The 15,544-nt window shown below is 58.5% G+C and carries 18 protein-coding genes; 4 read left to right on the top strand and 14 right to left on the bottom strand.

Annotation, left to right across the window (positions count from 1 at the left end; translation table 11 throughout):
- Nucleotides 1-36: 36 nt before the first annotated feature.
- From csrA to AC1DHT_RS23290, 3 genes are all read right to left on the bottom strand, one after another.
- A complete protein-coding gene (gene csrA, locus AC1DHT_RS23280; RefSeq protein ID WP_427532193.1) occupies nt 37-222 on the bottom strand; it encodes a carbon storage regulator CsrA in 186 nt (61 codons plus the stop codon).
- A 141-nt stretch (nt 223-363) separates the two neighbouring features.
- Nucleotides 364-696, bottom strand: a complete 333-nt coding sequence (locus tag AC1DHT_RS23285) for a YnfA family protein (protein ID WP_103315817.1) — start codon at nt 694-696, stop codon at nt 364-366.
- A gap of 64 nt (nt 697-760) precedes the next feature.
- Complete coding sequence (locus AC1DHT_RS23290; protein WP_427541472.1) at nt 761-1,576, bottom strand: SDR family oxidoreductase; 816 nt, start codon at nt 1,574-1,576, stop codon at nt 761-763.
- A gap of 293 nt (nt 1,577-1,869) precedes the next feature.
- On the opposite strand from AC1DHT_RS23290, the gene AC1DHT_RS23295 reads away from it, so the two are divergent.
- Entirely contained in the window at nt 1,870-2,022 is a 153-nt protein-coding gene (locus tag AC1DHT_RS23295; protein ID WP_427541475.1) for a DUF3309 family protein, read from the top strand.
- Nucleotides 2,023-2,083: 61 nt separating this feature from the next.
- On the opposite strand, the gene AC1DHT_RS23300 is transcribed toward AC1DHT_RS23295, so the two are convergent.
- The 5 genes from AC1DHT_RS23300 to AC1DHT_RS23320 form a co-directional block, all read right to left on the bottom strand.
- The gene (locus AC1DHT_RS23300; RefSeq protein ID WP_427541478.1) at nt 2,084-4,177 is read right to left on the bottom strand and encodes an LTA synthase family protein; all 2,094 of its coding nucleotides are present in this window, start codon (nt 4,175-4,177) and stop codon (nt 2,084-2,086) included.
- A gap of 314 nt (nt 4,178-4,491) precedes the next feature.
- Complete coding sequence (gene speE, locus AC1DHT_RS23305; protein ID WP_427541481.1) at nt 4,492-5,367, bottom strand: polyamine aminopropyltransferase; 876 nt, start codon at nt 5,365-5,367, stop codon at nt 4,492-4,494.
- A 363-nt stretch (nt 5,368-5,730) separates the two neighbouring features.
- The gene (locus AC1DHT_RS23310) at nt 5,731-6,261 is read right to left on the bottom strand and encodes a hypothetical protein (RefSeq protein WP_427541484.1); all 531 of its coding nucleotides are present in this window, start codon (nt 6,259-6,261) and stop codon (nt 5,731-5,733) included.
- 222 nt (nt 6,262-6,483) lie between these two features.
- Nucleotides 6,484-7,002 (bottom strand): ankyrin repeat domain-containing protein, encoded by a 519-nt coding sequence (locus AC1DHT_RS23315; RefSeq protein ID WP_054593488.1) that lies wholly within the window; start codon nt 7,000-7,002, stop codon nt 6,484-6,486.
- 97 nt (nt 7,003-7,099) lie between these two features.
- A complete protein-coding gene (locus AC1DHT_RS23320; protein ID WP_427541487.1) occupies nt 7,100-8,938 on the bottom strand; it encodes a long-chain-acyl-CoA synthetase in 1,839 nt (612 codons plus the stop codon).
- Nucleotides 8,939-9,066: 128 nt separating this feature from the next.
- Between AC1DHT_RS23320 and AC1DHT_RS23325 the strand changes: the two genes are divergently transcribed.
- Nucleotides 9,067-9,246: a hypothetical protein gene (locus AC1DHT_RS23325; RefSeq protein WP_427541490.1), complete on the top strand. Its 180-nt coding sequence runs from the start codon at nt 9,067-9,069 to the stop codon at nt 9,244-9,246.
- Nucleotides 9,247-9,342: 96 nt separating this feature from the next.
- The gene (locus AC1DHT_RS23330) at nt 9,343-9,621 is read left to right on the top strand and encodes a DUF3509 domain-containing protein (RefSeq protein WP_024264778.1); all 279 of its coding nucleotides are present in this window, start codon (nt 9,343-9,345) and stop codon (nt 9,619-9,621) included.
- A gap of 67 nt (nt 9,622-9,688) precedes the next feature.
- Here AC1DHT_RS23330 and AC1DHT_RS23335 read toward each other — a convergent pair whose 3' ends face one another.
- The 6 genes from AC1DHT_RS23335 to aroC all read right to left on the bottom strand — a co-directional run bounded on the left by AC1DHT_RS23335 (nt 9,689) and on the right by aroC (nt 14,388).
- On the bottom strand, nt 9,689-9,922 hold the full coding sequence (locus AC1DHT_RS23335) for a helix-turn-helix transcriptional regulator (protein WP_427541493.1): 234 nt from the start codon (nt 9,920-9,922) through the stop codon (nt 9,689-9,691).
- Nucleotides 9,923-10,167: 245 nt separating this feature from the next.
- Nucleotides 10,168-10,851, bottom strand: a complete 684-nt coding sequence (gene mtnC, locus AC1DHT_RS23340) for an acireductone synthase (RefSeq protein ID WP_427532208.1) — start codon at nt 10,849-10,851, stop codon at nt 10,168-10,170.
- Between the two features lie 4 nt (nt 10,852-10,855).
- Nucleotides 10,856-11,401: a 1,2-dihydroxy-3-keto-5-methylthiopentene dioxygenase gene (locus AC1DHT_RS23345; protein WP_427541496.1), complete on the bottom strand. Its 546-nt coding sequence runs from the start codon at nt 11,399-11,401 to the stop codon at nt 10,856-10,858.
- A gap of 98 nt (nt 11,402-11,499) precedes the next feature.
- A complete protein-coding gene (locus tag AC1DHT_RS23350; protein WP_427532211.1) occupies nt 11,500-12,120 on the bottom strand; it encodes a methylthioribulose 1-phosphate dehydratase in 621 nt (206 codons plus the stop codon).
- Nucleotides 12,117-13,262, bottom strand: coding sequence for an MFS transporter (locus AC1DHT_RS23355; protein ID WP_427541499.1), 1,146 nt, complete (start codon nt 13,260-13,262; stop codon nt 12,117-12,119). The genes AC1DHT_RS23350 and AC1DHT_RS23355 overlap by 4 nt, the downstream gene beginning before the upstream one ends.
- A gap of 34 nt (nt 13,263-13,296) precedes the next feature.
- Nucleotides 13,297-14,388 carry a chorismate synthase gene (gene aroC, locus AC1DHT_RS23360; protein WP_427541502.1) on the bottom strand — a complete coding sequence of 364 codons (1,092 nt, stop codon included), beginning with the start codon at nt 14,386-14,388 and terminating at the stop codon, nt 13,297-13,299.
- A 95-nt stretch (nt 14,389-14,483) separates the two neighbouring features.
- On the opposite strand from aroC, the gene AC1DHT_RS23365 reads away from it, so the two are divergent.
- Nucleotides 14,484-15,497: an alpha/beta hydrolase gene (locus AC1DHT_RS23365; protein ID WP_427541594.1), complete on the top strand. Its 1,014-nt coding sequence runs from the start codon at nt 14,484-14,486 to the stop codon at nt 15,495-15,497.
- Nucleotides 15,498-15,544: the final 47 nt, after the last annotated feature.

A 15,544-nucleotide genomic window follows, 5' to 3' on the forward strand; every position in this document is an offset into this window, starting at 1 on the left:
CACCCGTTTGGCCGGGCAGCTATTGGACCGAGTCCTTCAGCCGCGTTTGCCGTGTACCCGTTTGGCCTGAATGCGCTCGTAGACTTCGGCGCGATGTACATTGATGTTTTGCGGGGCTTCGATACCGAACCGGACGTTGCTTCCGTTCACGGCGAGGATACGCACAGAGATGTTGTCGCCAATGGAGATCAATTCGCCCACGACGCGGCTGAGTACGAGCATGGCTCTAGTCCTTGAGATTACCGGGCCTTGAAGATGACCGGCTGACGCCGGGTCTACAATGCAACAGCGGCAAAACAGTTCCCTCCTACGCGGTAAAACGATTCCCCTTACAGACGTCCCTTTCACCGCAACGCCAATGACTCAAGGTGTAGTGAAGCGTGGGCCAAACAGTATGATACTCGCGCCTAATACGCACAACGCAACGCCCAGCCAGTCCGAACCCAGCGGACGAATCCGCTCGACCACGCCGAGCCAGCCGATGGACGCAATGATGTAAATGCCGCCGTAGGCTGCATAAGCGCGGCCCGCGTAGGTCGATTCGACTTTGGTCAGCACAATGGCGAACAGCGTCAGGCTGAGCAGCGCCGGCACGACCCACCAGACGCTTTTGCCCTGCCGCAACCACATCCAGAAAGCGAAACAACCGGCGATTTCGAACAGCGCCGCGAGGAAAAACCACAGGTAATTAAGCATGCACACATCTCGTCAGGGCGGCCAGAAGCGGCAACCCTAACGACGCAGCCCGCTACTCGCAAGCTCAGCTGGCGCTTTGCCTGGCCTTGGCGCGCATCTTGTCGGCCATCACGGTCATCTCGTTGTAGAGCAGCTGCGGATTCTTCTGTTTGAGTGCCCAGGCCATACGGCCCTGCTCATGGGGCAGGATCATGAACTCGCCTGCGGCAACATGCTGGTAGATATAGTCAGCGATGTCGCTGGCGGTAATCGGCGAGCTTTCCAGCAACTTGCCGACCTGGGCCTTCATGGCCGGGGTCGGGCCACGGAAGGAGTCCAGCAGGTTGGTCTGGAAGAACGACGGGCAGACCACATGCACAGCGATTTCCTGCTGTGCCAGTTCAATCAGCAGGCTCTCGGACAGCGCCACGACACCGGCCTTGGCCACGTTGTAGTTGCTCATGGCCGGACCTTGCATCAATGCAGCCATCGAAGCGATGTTGATGATCTTGCCTTTGCTTTTTTCCAGCAGCGGCAGGAACGCCTTGCAGCCTTTGACCACGCCCATCAGGTTGATCGCAATCTGCCAATCCCAGTCTTCCAGCGACAGCTCACTGAAGAAACCGCCCGAGGCCACGCCGGCGTTATTGACGATCACATCGATGCCACCCAGCCTCTCTTCACAGGCTTGGGCGAAAGCGGTCAGCTGGCTGTAGTCGCGCACATCGCAACGCTGAATGAAACCGTCCCCCCCCGCCTCGCGGACCTGTTTCAGGGTTTCTTGCAAGCCTGGCTCGCTGACATCGGACAAGGCCAACTGCCAACCTTCTCGAGCCCAGCGCAGAGCGATTTCGCGACCCAGGCCGGACCCGGCACCAGTGATCATCATGCGATTTTGCATAGGGAGTTGCCTTGTTGTTCCGGGGAAGATGCTCGCAGTGTAGCGAAGGATTTTCCTACACCCATGACCATCAAACTGCTGAATACCCCAGGCAAACCGCAGCGGTTGAGCCATGTAGTTGAAACCCGCCCCACTAAAAAACGAAATAAACCCGCGACCAAAAAGCAGTAAAAAAACGTTGAATTTTCTTTCACTTCTCAGAGTCGGAACTGTTAAGCCGCTCGGATTTATTGCAGTCGAGCCTGTCATTGAACGGCTGCGACTTTCCATAACACTCCAATAAGGAATTCGATATGGGCACCATTCTTCTCGTTATTCTGATCCTTTTGCTGATCGGTGGTCTGCCGGTTTTTCCGCACTCCAGAAGTTGGGGCTATGGTCCGTCCGGCGTACTCGGCGTGGTAGTGATTGTCTTATTGATTCTGTTGTTGCTTGGCAAGATTTGACCGCTGTCAGATTCAGCAGACAAAAAAAGAGGCCCTGGCGGGCCTCTTTTTTATTGACCTTTTACTGGGTCTGCATGCTTTTGGTCACACCCGCGGTGTTATCCAGCAAGCTCTTGGTCGCCGTTTGCAGGAACGCTTCCAGCTTGAGCTTCAGCTCAGCGGTACGCGGTGCATTCGGGATGATTTCGGCATGCGGATTGGCACCCAGCTGGTACTGGTACATCTTCGGATCCATTTCCTTTTCCTTCGGCAGAATCAGGATCTGGTCAGCCGTGACGATGGCTGTGGTCTGTTCAGTACCCGATGGCTTGATCACGCCGAAACCGGTGTCGCCTTGCGGCAGGTTGAGCAAGTCTCGTCCCCAGCACTGTTGACGCACTTCGCCACCGAGGCGACCCATGATAGTCGGCACGATGTCGATCTGAGTCCCCACGGTATGGTCACGCTGACCGAACTTTTCCTGGATGCCCGGTGCAATCATCAGCATCGGCACGTTGAAGCGGCCCAGGTCCATTTCGGTGATTTGACGCTCGTTGCCGAAACCATGGTCGCCCACGATGACAAACAGGGTTTCCTTGAAGTACGGCTCTTTACGAGCCTTTTCGAAGAACTGCCCCAACGCCCAGTCGGCGTAACGCATGGCCGTCAAATGCTCGTTCAGGCTGCCGCGATCAGTCACTTTTTCGACCGGCAATGGCGTCGGCAAGGCATAGGGAGTGTGGTTGGACAGGGTTTGCAGCAGCGCGTAGAACGGCTTGCCTTCGCGCGCCTTGAGTTCCTGCAGGCCACGGTCAAACATATCCTGGTCGGACACGCCCCACGTCGGGTCGGAGAACACCGGGTTCACGTAGTCGTTACGCCCGATGAAATTGGTCATGCCCTGGTTGCTGAAAAAGCCCGACTGGTTGTCCCAGGCAAAATCGCCGTTGTAGACATACACATCGTCGTATTTACGGGCGCTGAGCAACTGTGGCAGGCCGGACAGCTTGTGGCTGCCTTCCGGGGTCTGCATCAGGTATTCGAAACCTGGCAGGTTCGGGAAGCAGGCCATGGTGGCGAACATGCCCTGGTGGGTATGCGTACCGTTGGAGAAGAAGCGGTCGAACAACAGGCCTTCTTTCGACAATTTATCGAGGTTGGGCGTGATGTTGCCCGGCGCGCCCAAGGCACCGACCGAGTGACCGGCCATGCTTTCCATCAGGATCACAACGACGTTCTTGATCGGCAGCGTCTTGTCGGCCGGTGGCGTGTAATCGCGGCGTACCGCAGCGATATCGGCATCAACCAGCTTGTCATCCGGCATCACCAGCATATCGCGGACAATTTTCTGGGCCACGGACTGTTCCATCGTCGGCTTCCAGATGTTGTCGCGCTCTTCGGACATGCGGCTCTTCGCAGCAGCAACCAACTGCAACGTGCCGTTCAGGCCCAACTGGTTGGCGAAGTTCGAGTCGGTGGTGTAAACGTCACCCCAACGCAGCGGCGGACCTTGACGCAGCGTGCCACGGGCTGCCACGACGCAGATCAACAGGCAAACCACGAATACCGCGATGCGCGCATACCACGGGGCTACCTGACGGGTGCTGATGGCGCCACCGCTGAACGGGCCGCGTGGGCGGGTTGCACGGTCGGCGCCCTTGAACGCCAGGCTCAGCAACCAGGTGCCAACAGCCCAGGCCAACAGATAACGGACGACCGGGAAGCCATACCAGAGCATGCTCATGACGGTTTTCGGGTCTTCCTTCACATACTGGAAGACCAGGCCGTTGAGGCGCTGGTGGAACTCACGGTAAAAGTCCATTTCCATCAGGCCGAGGAACAGCGCGATGCTCGAGGCAATGGTCAGCCAGCACCGGAACAGACCACGGGCAGCCATCGCCCGGACACTGAACAGGGACAGCAATAGTGGAATGCTGAGGTAGACCACCAGGCGCAGGTCGAAACGCAAGCCGTTGGCGAACGCTTCTAGGAAGGTCGAGGCAGGTGTGTCGAGGATCATCTCCCGGTTGTACACCAGCAGCGCAACGCGCAGCAGGGAGAGCATTGCCATCATCACCACGGCACAGAGCAGTGTGTACGCCAGATGCGATTTGACGGTCGGTTGCAGCAAGCGATTCGAAGCTCGCTGCTGACTCAGGGCGTCCGGGTTAGCCATGTCGTTTATAGGACTCATTGGAAGTTGAAGTTTCAAAGATGTTGCGGCGCCCTGCCCTCCCTTGCGATTACTTGCAGGAAGTGGCCGGAAGCGTGCGCGATGCGCAAATGTTGCACGATCACTCACAGCATTGCCATCCATTACTGGCAAGCACTCCCCCAAAGCCTGGCTTCCAGGGCTCTGGAACAAGAGTTACAGAGGGTTGAGCGTTAAATCGGCGTGGGTGAATTGTCTTGGAGTGTTTGTGAAAATTTCGTGCAACGTATATCTGGAAACACAAAAAGGGCCTCTCGGCCCTTTTCGGTCAGCCCGGTTTAATCATTACCCGGCTTGTTCACCGCTTGCAGCACGTACTGCGGAAGAGCGAATGCGCCAATATGGATTTCCGGGTTGTAGTAGCGCGTGATGATGCCGCTGCCAGCAAAACGCTGACTCAGGGTTTCGCGCGACAGCTTGCGGTAAGCCGTGTTGGTCGCGCCCCAGGCAAACGTCATGGCACCGCCAATATAGGTCGGCACCGCAGCCTGATAGAAGTGCCAGTCCGGGAACAGACTGCGCAAGCGCCCCGCGGTAGTTTTCACTTCTTCGATCTGCATGAACGGCGTGCCGTTCTGGGTCACCAGAATGCCGCCTTCATTCAGGCAACGGCGGCATGCCTGGTAGAAGTTCTCCGAGAACAGCACTTCACCCGGACCGATCGGGTCGGTGGAGTCGGAGATGATCACGTCGAATTTTTCCTGGGTGGTGGCGACGAAACGCATGCCATCGTCGATCACCAGGTTCAGGCGTGGATCATCGAACGCACCTTTGGAGTGATTCGGCAAAAATTCCTTGCACATGTCGACTACCGTGCCGTCGATTTCGACCATGGTGATGTGTTCGACACTGCGGTGCTTGGCCACTTCACGCAGCATGCCGCCGTCGCCACCGCCGATGATCAATACGCGCTTGGCGGAGCCGTGAGCCAGGATCGGCACGTGGGTGAGCATCTCGTGGTAGATGAACTCGTCGGCTTCGGTGGTCTGGATCACGCCGTCCAGCGCCATGACCCGACCCATGCGCGGGTTCTCGAAAATCACCAGGTGCTGGTGCTCGGTGCGCACTTCGTGCAGCAGTTTTTCCATGCGAAAACGCTGGCCGTAGCCTTCGTAGAGGGTTTCCAGGTACTCGCTGGTTTTGGTGGTGCTCATGGGAAGTCCCCCGGTGAATGCTGGTGGCAACGGACGGTTACCCGCCCATGATGGACAATCGCAGACGCTGGGCAGGCGATTGACCAAGGAAAGGCGCGCATTCTACGTCGCCGAACATGACAGGTCGAACCTTCGTCGAACCAAAGATCATTCGAGTAAACAGTGAACCCTGTGGGAGCGAGCCTGCTCGCGATGAACGATGGCGCGGTTTAACTGACGTTGATGATCGCCCAGATATCCAGCGCGAGGATGATCAGGCCAACCAGGCCATTGAAGGTGGAACCCATGGTGTCGCTCCCAGGAGAAGAATTTCCCCCTTAGGATAGTCGGGCCTGACGAGGGCTCCGTTTTATTACGTTTGACTTAAACGTGAATCGCCACTTTCAACGCTTCCAGGGACGGCGCCGCGGCGATCCCGATGTGCGCACACAACTCCAGCACCCGTGGGACGTCGTTGCCATAGACCAGTACGGTCTGAATCTCGTCATCGAGCAGTTGGCTGAAGTTCATCAGCGTGTAGCCGCCGTTTTCCGGGTTCATGCTGCCCATCTGGATCTGGATGCGGTTGAGTGCCGTCAACGCTTCGGTCTTGGCCAGTTGCTTGGGCTTGATGTTGAACGCCACGCCCGGGCCGAAAGACGCAACGATCTGCTCAAACAGGTCCATGTAGGTGTCGGCCTGGAACAGCACGGTTTCCGGCAGGCTGCCGACTACCACCCATTCACCCAACGGGATCGGGAAAGTGTCGTCGTAGTTGATGTCCGGGTTGGCCGCCAGAAACGCCTCGGGATCGGCATAGGCCTGGGCGGCTTCATCGGCGATCTGCACAATTTCCGCCTCGCTCATGCAGCCGGAGCTGATTTTGCTGATGAGTTCGATGAGTGCGGCTTTCATGGGCGGATCCTGTAGCGAGGGAGTTTTGAGGGCGCGAAGGATAGCGCATTCACGAATGGATACCGAGCCCAAGAGTCGGGCCACGGACTTGTAGCGAGGGAGCGCATTCACGCTCGTACGTCATCCGTAGCAGCTGCCGAGCCTGCGAGGCTGCGCGGCCGAACGCAGCCTCGCAGGCTCGGCAGCTGCTACAAGGTCATACGGCGCGCTCCTCGCCACGGATCAGCCGAGCAGCTTCTGCAGCTGTGCCGTGGTGTCTGCCGCGCCCATGGTCCTGGCCGCGTCCAGAGCGTTGATGCCGTTGGCGTCCTTGGCCTTTGGATCAGCACCTTTGCTGATCAGGTAGTCGACGATTGCGCTGCGATTGAACATCGCGGCCATCATCAACGCGGTGCGGCCGTCAAAGGACGAACCTTCAACCTCGGCGCCACCTTCAACCAGAGCGGTCACCACCGCAAGATCGCCTTTGAACGCCGCGCCGGCAATCGGGCTTTGGCCATTTTCGTTGCGAATCTCTGGATCGGCCTTGTGCTCAAGCAGCACTTTCACTGCATCGACGTGGCCGTGATAGGCGGCCAACATCAGCAAGGTGTCGCCCTTGTGGTTACGCAGGTTCGGCGGCAGGCCTTTGCTCAGCAGTGCGGCGAGCATCGCCGCGTCACCATCACGTGCCTTGTTGAACACCTGCTCGGCAAACTCCGCGGCTTCTTCCGGGGTCATCTGGCGGGATTTGTCTGTCATTCGGGACTCCACATTCGGTCAATCGCAAAGCCGCTAGTTTCCTTAAGCGCCCTTACCCCTGTCACTCCTTTTTTCTCTCGTGCGGCCATAGCCAGAATCAATAACGGAACTTGCCAGCGTGGATATCCGCCAGTACCTGTTCGGTGACCTGCACATAAGTGTCCGAGCCCGGTAGCCAGGCGTAGACCGGATCGTCGCCGGTTTTACGCGGATCGAAGGCTTCATCCTTGAGACGGGTCTTCTGGTACTTGAAGGTCCCGGTGGTCTCCATTTTCACTTTCACCCGCAAAAACAACGGCACCGCATAGGCCGGCAGGTGTTGGCGAGCGAAGCTCAGCAACTCGCTGAAGTCCAGGGTCGCCAGGGATTCAGCCGGGGTAATCGCAGCCATGCCGGCGCGGCCGTTGGTGTTGTGGATCTCGACGCCATAGGCCACCGCCTCGGCGATGTGGGAGTGTTTCAAAAGTATGTTCTCGACCTCGGTGGTCGACACGTTCTCGCCCTTCCAGCGGTAGGTATCGCCAAGGCGATCGACGAACTGGGCGTGACCAAAACCGATGCTGCGCAGCAAGTCACCCGTATTGAAGTAGCGATCGCCCTTTTCGAAGACATCGTGGAGCACGACTTTTTCGGTCTTCTGCGGGTCGGTGTAGCCGTCCAGCGGCGCCTTGTCATCGATCTTTGCCAGCAACAGGCCTTGTCGGCCCTTGCCGACTTTCTGCATGAAACCCTTGCTGTTGCGGATCGGCGCACAGCTGTCGTGCGCGTATTCGACCAACGCCCAGGACATCAGCGAGAAGCCGATGGTGTTGTCGAAGTTGAGGATGTTGCTAAAACCGATATTGCCGTCGCTGGCGGCGTACAACTCGCAAATGTGGCTGACCCCGAAGCGCCGCTTGAACTCGCTCCAGACACCGGGGCGCAGCCCGTTGCCGATCATCTTCAGCACCGCGTTATCACGGTCGGTGGTGCTCGGCGGCTGATCGATCAGATAGCGGCATAACTCGCCGACGTAGCCGATGGTGGTCGCCTGGTATTTGCGTGCATCGTTCCAGAACTGGCTGGCGCTGAAGTTACGCCGAATGGCAAAGCCCGACGCCCCGCAAATTGCCGAGCCCCAGCACACGCATAACCCCGTGGCGTGGTACAGCGGCAAGGTGCAATAGATGACATCGTCGGGGGTCATATCCAAAGCGATCAACCCGAAACTGGCGGAGGTCTTCATCCAGCGGCCATGCTTGAACACTCCGGCCTTGGGCAGTCCGGTCGTGCCGGAGGTGTAGATATAGAAGCAAGGGTCGTTGAGGTATACCTGCTGGCTGCTGAGCGGGTCGTCGCTCGGGTAATCGGTGCTGACACGCATCAGGTTGATGAAGCCTGTGGGCACCGAACCGGGATCATGGGAGGTGTCCTGATCGGCCACCCACCAGGTTCTCGCGGTATCGATTGCAACCTGCTCGCGGATCGCCGAATAAACCCCGACCAACTCCTCGCCCACCACGATTGCCGCCGGGGCAACCAGATTCACGCTGTGCACCAGCGCCTGTCGGGTTTGCGAGGTATTGAGCATGGCGCTGATCGCGCCAACCTTGGCCACCGCCAGCACCGTGACCAGCAGTTCCGGACGGTTTTCGATGAAGATTGCGACCACATCACCTTTGCCAATGCCCTGGGCAATCAGATAGTGAGCAATGCGGTTGGCCCACTGATTGACCTGTGCATAACTCAGTCTGACCTCACCTTGCAGCAGCGCCAGGCCATTGGGATTACGGTGTGTCGCTTGCTCGAAGCTCCAACCGAGGCCGCAGGGTTGATCCGGCCGTTTGACATTGGCGACTTTGAGCCCCTTGACCACCCGTGGCAGGGCTTTGGCAATGGACGGCAACTTACGGAGCATCATGCCCCAGGTGATCATGTCGTTTGACGCGAGACTCATGGTTGCTCCCGTTCGGCCCTTGATGTCAGGCCTGTTTTGTTATTGTCGGGCGAACATTTGGTCGCAGGTGTTCAGGCAACTTCATCCCTGGATGAGAGACGGCAGATAACCTCTGGCTAGAGATAAAAATGAACGTGGAAGCGTTGATTCAAGCCAAAAAGTACGCCCGCACTTGTGCCGCTGTACACGCGGTTTTTGAAATGTTTTGTATCCGGGTCGCTACTGCGGCGAGCGCGCAAAATGCAGGATGCACGATGGCCATTCATGCAGAATGCACGATGCCGAAAAACACACTATTTTATATATGATTGATTTATAACGACTTTTCTAAAAACTCATACTGGCACAATCAGTGCACCTATCACTCCATGCTTGCCATTCAAGTGCAAACGGAGCTGATCGACATGAGCCTGATCCAGGAAAAATTTTCGTCCCTGTTCTCCAACTTCGACGTCACCACGCAAGCACGCCCAGACGGCGGTATTCTGCTGACGCTCAATAGCAGCGATGGCCGAGTGTTCAAACGCTCGATTTCCTACGCTCAATTGCATGCCGGCGATCAACTGTCCTGGGTAATCAGTGCCATTCGCCGTGACTTGGCCGAACAGGCCAGCGAACTGCCGCAGATTTCAATGCTGCAAAGCCAGCAGCGTTTCGCCTTGCCGACCTATCACTCGAGATAAGCACCAACCGTTCAAACCTTTCAGGTCGTGCAAGCCTTGCGCTGCACGGCCTGAGTGCGTTTTGAGCTCAGCTCAACAAGCCGCGATTAACCGCCTCGCCGACCGCTTGGGCACGGTTGGTGACTTCGAGCTTGGAGTAGATGTTGCTCAGGTGATACTTCACCGTCGCCTCGGAAATGTCCCGAATCACGCTGATTTCCCACACCGTTTTCCCGGCCTTGGCCCAATACAGAATCTCCAGTTCCTTTTTGCTCAGCGGTTTGCCTGCCGGATCCGGACGCTGTCGCTTTGGTGTTTTCATCCTTAGCCCTCTCACCAGGAGTCCGCACCATTGCCAAGCGCGAAAAGTGCCTGGATAAGCGAACAAACTTAAGGGCCGCAGAGTTACACAGGAACAAGATTAAACAAGTAAGGAAAACCACAAACAGGCATGGCCGACTTATCAACAGGCAACTTCCTACACGTCCTACAGACGTGCGTTGGCCATGATGTTAGTCCGTGATGGAAAGTCGGCTGACCGCGTGAGTTGCAGTCAGCCGTAGCCACTCAGAACGTGGCGGGATCGATCTGTGAAAAGCTGCTGACATTCAGATGCCCGGCGAGCTCACCGCCTTCGCGTACCAGTCCGCAGGTGGCCATGCCGGCTTCACGGGCGGCATCCAGCTCCTGAACGATGTCGGAGAGAAACAGGATCTGCGCAGGCTCGCAGCCAATGGCCTGGGTAATGCGCTGATAGGACTGCGCCTCACGCTTGGGTCCCGAGGTAGTGTCGAAGTAGCCGCTGAACAGTGGCGTCAAATCACCGGCCTCGGAACAACCGAAGATCAGCTTCTGGGCCTGGATCGAACCGGACGAGTAAACAAACAGTTGATAACCGGCCTGATGCCAGCGTTTCAGTGCGTCGACCGCATCCGGGTAGACATGGCCCTTCAACTGCCCGGCCTGATAACCCTGCTCCCAGACCATCCCTTGCAACGCCTTGAGTGGCGTGGCCTTGCGGTCTTCGGCAATCCAGCCCAGCAGGATTTCGATTACCCGTTCAACGTCAGCGCCAGGCTCGGCGCTGTCCTGGCGTACCGCGTCGATCTGCCGGGCAACATCGGCCCGTTGCGCCTGTTGCCGGACAAAATCCGGCAAATGTCTGGCGGCGTAGGGAAACAGCACGTCGAACACAAAACTCACCGCGCTGGTGGTGCCTTCGATGTCGGTGAGAATGGCTTTGATCGTCATGCCATCAGTCCTCGAGGCGCGGGAAGCGACTGGCGATGTCATCGCCGGTGAAGTTGGCCACCCAGCCGTCAGGGTTGTTGAACAGCCGAATCGCCACGAAGTGCGGATGCTCGCCCATGTCGAACCAGTGTGCAGTGCCAGCGGGCACCGAAATCAGGTCGTTTTTCTCGCAGAGCACGGCGTACACGTAGTCGTCGATGTGCAAGGTAAACAGGCCACGGCCCGCGACGAAAAATCGTACTTCGTCTTCGCCATGGCGATGCTCTTCCAGGAACTTGGCGCGCAATTCGGCTTTTTGCGGGTGATCGCTGTTGAGGCTGATCACGTCGACGGTGATGTAACCGCGCTCGGTCATCAATTGATCGATCTGCACCTGATAAGCGGCAATCACTTCTTCCTGGCTGGCGCCCGGCTGGATCTTCGCCGCGGCTTGCCAACGGTCGAAGCGCACGCCTTTTTCGGCCAGCGTCGAAGCGATATCGTCGAAGTGGGTCAGGACCTTGTTCGGCAGGTCCGGGCTTGAAACGTGGTAAACGGACAGGCTGCTCATGTTGGCAATTCCTCGTTAGCGGCGCTGCCGTCCAGCTTTACAGGCCGGTCAGGCAACGCGTTTCATCAGGCGGTTGGCGACTTCAGATGAAGTAGGCCTTAACGGTTAATCAACGCGCGCATTTTCAGCTCGCATTCAAACAGGAACTCAAACGCTTCGATCTGCCGCAACGCATCGCTCATCTTCGGACCCCAGGTATAGAGGCCATGACCGCGAATCAGGTAACCGACACAGTCGGGATGGTCGTCGAGCCATGGCTGGACTTTGGACGCCAGGCGCCCGATGTCCTGATCGTTGTCGAAGATCGGCACCCGCACCCTGGACTCATGGGTCGAGATCCCGCTGAAGGCTTTTTGCAGTTCGTAGTCTTCAAACGTAATGACCGGCCCCTGCAGCAGCCGCGACAACACCGTGGCATTGACCGAATGGGTGTGCAGCACCGCACCGATGTCGGCACGCCAATTATATAACTGGGTGTGCAGCAGGGTTTCGGCAGACGGCCTCTTGCCAGGTTCCAGGCTGTTGCCCGACATATCCGTGGCCAGCACGTCATCCATCCCCAACTGCCCTTTGTGTTTACCGGAAACGGTCAACAGGGCTTCGGTGGCCGACAGTCGCGTCGAATAGTTGCTGCTGGTGGCGGGCGACCAGCCTCGGCCATACAAAAAACGCCCGGCGTCGATGATTTGCTGGGCGAGCTGTTCACGGGTAAGGCTCATGGCCTGTCCTCTTGCATACGTGTGGCAATGATAACGGCTGCAGCGAACGCTGCGAGGCTGGCAATACTAAAGGTCAATGTAGCGCCCAGGGCATTCCAGCTGTAACCGGAATACAACGCGCCCAACGCACCGCCGGTGCCGGCCAGTGCTGCGTACAACGCCTGGCCCTGCCCTTGCTGGCGTGCGCCGAAGCTACGTTGCACGAAATGGATGGCAGCGGCGTGAAAACTGCCGAAGGTTGCTGCATGCAGAATCTGCGCAAACAGCAGCACCCACAGGAATTCGGCGAACGAGCCGAGCAGCAGCCAGCGTAACGCCGCCAGCAGGAAACTCGCCATCAGCACCCGGCGCACCGAGAAGCGCGCAAGGATATTGCTCATGAATATAAACATCACGACTTCAGCCACCACCCCCAACGCCCAGAGCATGCCGATCACGCCACGGCTGTAACCCAGGTGTTCGAGGTGCAGGGTCAGAAAGGTGTAATACGGCCCATGGCTCATCTGCATCAGTGCCACGCAGCCATAAAATGCCAACACGCCGGGGTTGCGCAGTTGCTTGAGAAAGCCCTCGCCCACCTGCCGGTTGCCTTGCGCCGGCTGGGCGTTCGGCACCCAGAGGCTGCTGATGACTATCCCGCCCATGATCACCACCAGCGTCACCGGGTAGATGTCCAGGCTCAACCATTCGAACAGCCGCCCCAACGCAACCACGGTGATGATGAAACCGATCGATCCCCACAAGCGGATCTGGCTGTAGCGCGAAGTCTGGCCCTGCAAATGCGCGAGGGTAATGACCTCGAACTGCGGCAATACCGCGTGCCAGAAGAACGCATGCAACGCCATGACCATCGCCAGCCAGGCGTAGCTTTTGCTGACGAAGATCAGCGAAAAGGTCAGCAGCGTACAGATCGCGCCGAAACGCACGATGGCCAGGCGCCGGCCGGTGTAGTCACCGAGCCAGCCCCAGATATTCGGTGCGACGCAGCGCATCAGCATCGGAATCGCCACCAGTTCGCCAATGCGCGCGCTGGAAAACCCCAGGTGATCGAAGTACAGCGCCAGGAACGGCGCGGTCGAACCGAGCAAGGCGAAATAGAACAGATAGAAGCTGGACAACCGCCAGTATGGAAGCGCCGCCACGGCCGTCAGACCGCGGCGACGTCAGGGCACGGCTTCACAGCTGGCCCAGCACCGGGGTGCTGACGCGCACGTCGGCGTTTTGCCCGCGATTGCGCAGCAGGTGGTCCATCAACACGATGGCCATCATCGCTTCGGCAATCGGCGTGGCACGGATGCCGACGCACGGGTCATGACGGCCCTTGGTAACGACGTCCACCGGGTTGCCGTGGATATCGATCGAACGGCCCGGCGTGGTGATGCTCGACGTTGGCTTGAGCGCCAGGTGCGCAACGATTGGTTGCCCCGAAGAGATGCCGCCCAGAATCCCGCCCGCGTTGTTGCTGAGGAAACCTTCGGGGGTCATTTCGTCACGGTGCTCGGTGCCGCGCTGGGCGACACTGGAGAAGCCGGCGCCGATTTCCACGCCTTTCACCGCGTTGATGCTCATCAGCGCATGGGCCAGTTCGGCGTCGAGACGGTCGAAGATCGGTTCGCCGAGCCCAGGCTTCACGCCTTCGGCGACTACGGTGATCTTCGCGCCGACCGAATCCTGGTCGCGGCGCAATTGATCCATGTAGGCCTCAAGCTCTGGCACTTTGTCCGGGTCGGGGCTGAAGAAGGCGTTTTGCTCGACCGAGTCCCAGGTCTTGAACGGGATTTCGATAGGCCCGAGCTGGCTCATGTAGCCGCGAATGACGATGCCCTGGGTCGCCAGGTATTTTTTCGCAATCGCCCCCGCAGCCACACGCATGGCGGTTTCCCGCGCCGAGCTGCGACCACCGCCACGGTAATCGCGCTCGCCGTATTTGTGGTGATAGGTGTAGTCGGCGTGGGCCGGGCGGAACAGGTCCTTGATCGCCGAGTAGTCCTTGGACTTCTGGTCGGTATTGCGGATCAGCAGACCAATCGCGCAACCGGTGGTGCGGCCTTCGAACACGCCGGAGAGGATTTCGACTTCGTCGGCTTCCTGACGCTGGGTGGTGTGACGGCTGGTGCCGGGCTTGCGGCGGTCCAGATCACGCTGCAAGTCTTCCAGGGACAGCTCAAGGCCCGGCGGGCAGCCGTCGACAATGGCGACCAACGCCGGACCATGGCTTTCGCCCGCGGTGGTGACAGTGAACAGCTTGCCGTAGGTATTGCCGGACATGCAGGACGCTCCGTGAATTCGCTGAGTGACTCAACCTGAAAATGTAATGTCGGCGAGTATACGCAGGCTATCCAACTAGTTCATCCTCGAACCTTATTGGTGCCTTCGAGTCCAACCGACACCTTCTGAATGATGGCGTGATGATGCTGCGAGTTATTGCCTTGAGCCTTACCCTGTTTACCGGCCTGCTTTCCAATGCAGTCCAGGCCGCTGTAGTTCTGCAACGGCCAATCAGTCTGGATACCGGCACCGGTGAGCTTTTCGGCTCGATGTTGCTGCCAAAGTCCGACAGCCCGGTACCGGTTGTGCTGATCATATCCGGCTCGGGCCCGACTGATCGTAACGGCAATAATCCGGAAGGCGGCAACAACGACAGCCTCAAGCGCCTGGCCTGGGTGTTGGCCAAACACAACATCGCCAGCGTGCGTTACGACAAGCGCGGTGTGGCGGCCAGCCTTGCGGCAACCCCGGATGAACGCAATCTGACCCTTGAAGCCTACGTAGCCGATGCTGTGGCCTGGGGTCAGAAACTCAAGTCCGACCCGCGTATGGGGCCATTGATTCTGCTCGGGCACAGTGAAGGTGCATTGGTGGCCACACTCGCCGCTCCGCAAGTCGATGCCGCCGCGGTGATTTCCGTGTCCGGTAGCGCCCGCCCGGTCGATCAGGTCTTGCGCCAACAATTGAGCAATCGAATGCCACCCGATCTGCTGCTGCGCAGCAATGAGCTGCTGGACAGCCTCAAGGCCGGGCATGTCGATGAACATGTTCCGACGCCGTTGCAGGTGATCTTCCGTCCCAGCGTGCAACCGTACCTGATCAGCCTGTTTCGCCAGGCCCCGGCCGCGGCTTTCGCCAAACTGAAAATGCCGGCGCTGATCATCCAGGGCAGCAACGACATGCAGGTCGGCGTCGGTGACGCACGGATGCTCAAAGCGGCGAAACCGGATGCCCAACTGGCGCTGATCGAAGGCATGAACCACGTGATGCGTATCGTGCCCAACGACATCAAGCGTCAATTGGCCTCCTACAAAGACCCGCAACTGCCCCTCGCCGTCGAGCTCGGGACTCAGATCTTGAGCTTTATTGACGGACTTCGCGCCAGTTAAGCCGGAGTTTCCCTCCAGTCCTGGAAAAAACGGCCGATAAGCCGGTG

This window comes from Pseudomonas sp. 05N432 (assembly GCF_056396945.1).

What these genes read in the sequence shown, in the direction of transcription:
- csrA (WP_427532193.1), bottom strand. Translation starts at nt 222, where the DNA reads ATGCTCGTACTCAGCCGCGTCGTGGGCGAATTGATCTCCATTGGCGAC.
- AC1DHT_RS23285 (WP_103315817.1), bottom strand. Translation starts at nt 696, where the DNA reads ATGCTTAATTACCTGTGGTTTTTCCTCGCGGCGCTGTTCGAAATCGCC.
- AC1DHT_RS23290 (WP_427541472.1), bottom strand. Translation starts at nt 1,576, where the DNA reads ATGCAAAATCGCATGATGATCACTGGTGCCGGGTCCGGCCTGGGTCGC.
- AC1DHT_RS23295 (WP_427541475.1), top strand. Translation starts at nt 1,870, where the DNA reads ATGGGCACCATTCTTCTCGTTATTCTGATCCTTTTGCTGATCGGTGGT.
- AC1DHT_RS23300 (WP_427541478.1), bottom strand. Translation starts at nt 4,177, where the DNA reads ATGGCTAACCCGGACGCCCTGAGTCAGCAGCGAGCTTCGAATCGCTTG.
- speE (WP_427541481.1), bottom strand. Translation starts at nt 5,367, where the DNA reads ATGAGCACCACCAAAACCAGCGAGTACCTGGAAACCCTCTACGAAGGC.
- AC1DHT_RS23310 (WP_427541484.1), bottom strand. Translation starts at nt 6,261, where the DNA reads ATGAAAGCCGCACTCATCGAACTCATCAGCAAAATCAGCTCCGGCTGC.
- AC1DHT_RS23315 (WP_054593488.1), bottom strand. Translation starts at nt 7,002, where the DNA reads ATGACAGACAAATCCCGCCAGATGACCCCGGAAGAAGCCGCGGAGTTT.
- AC1DHT_RS23320 (WP_427541487.1), bottom strand. Translation starts at nt 8,938, where the DNA reads ATGAGTCTCGCGTCAAACGACATGATCACCTGGGGCATGATGCTCCGT.
- AC1DHT_RS23325 (WP_427541490.1), top strand. Translation starts at nt 9,067, where the DNA reads ATGAACGTGGAAGCGTTGATTCAAGCCAAAAAGTACGCCCGCACTTGT.
- AC1DHT_RS23330 (WP_024264778.1), top strand. Translation starts at nt 9,343, where the DNA reads ATGAGCCTGATCCAGGAAAAATTTTCGTCCCTGTTCTCCAACTTCGAC.
- AC1DHT_RS23335 (WP_427541493.1), bottom strand. Translation starts at nt 9,922, where the DNA reads ATGAAAACACCAAAGCGACAGCGTCCGGATCCGGCAGGCAAACCGCTG.
- mtnC (WP_427532208.1), bottom strand. Translation starts at nt 10,851, where the DNA reads ATGACGATCAAAGCCATTCTCACCGACATCGAAGGCACCACCAGCGCG.
- AC1DHT_RS23345 (WP_427541496.1), bottom strand. Translation starts at nt 11,401, where the DNA reads ATGAGCAGCCTGTCCGTTTACCACGTTTCAAGCCCGGACCTGCCGAAC.
- AC1DHT_RS23350 (WP_427532211.1), bottom strand. Translation starts at nt 12,120, where the DNA reads ATGAGCCTTACCCGTGAACAGCTCGCCCAGCAAATCATCGACGCCGGG.
- aroC (WP_427541502.1), bottom strand. Translation starts at nt 14,388, where the DNA reads ATGTCCGGCAATACCTACGGCAAGCTGTTCACTGTCACCACCGCGGGC.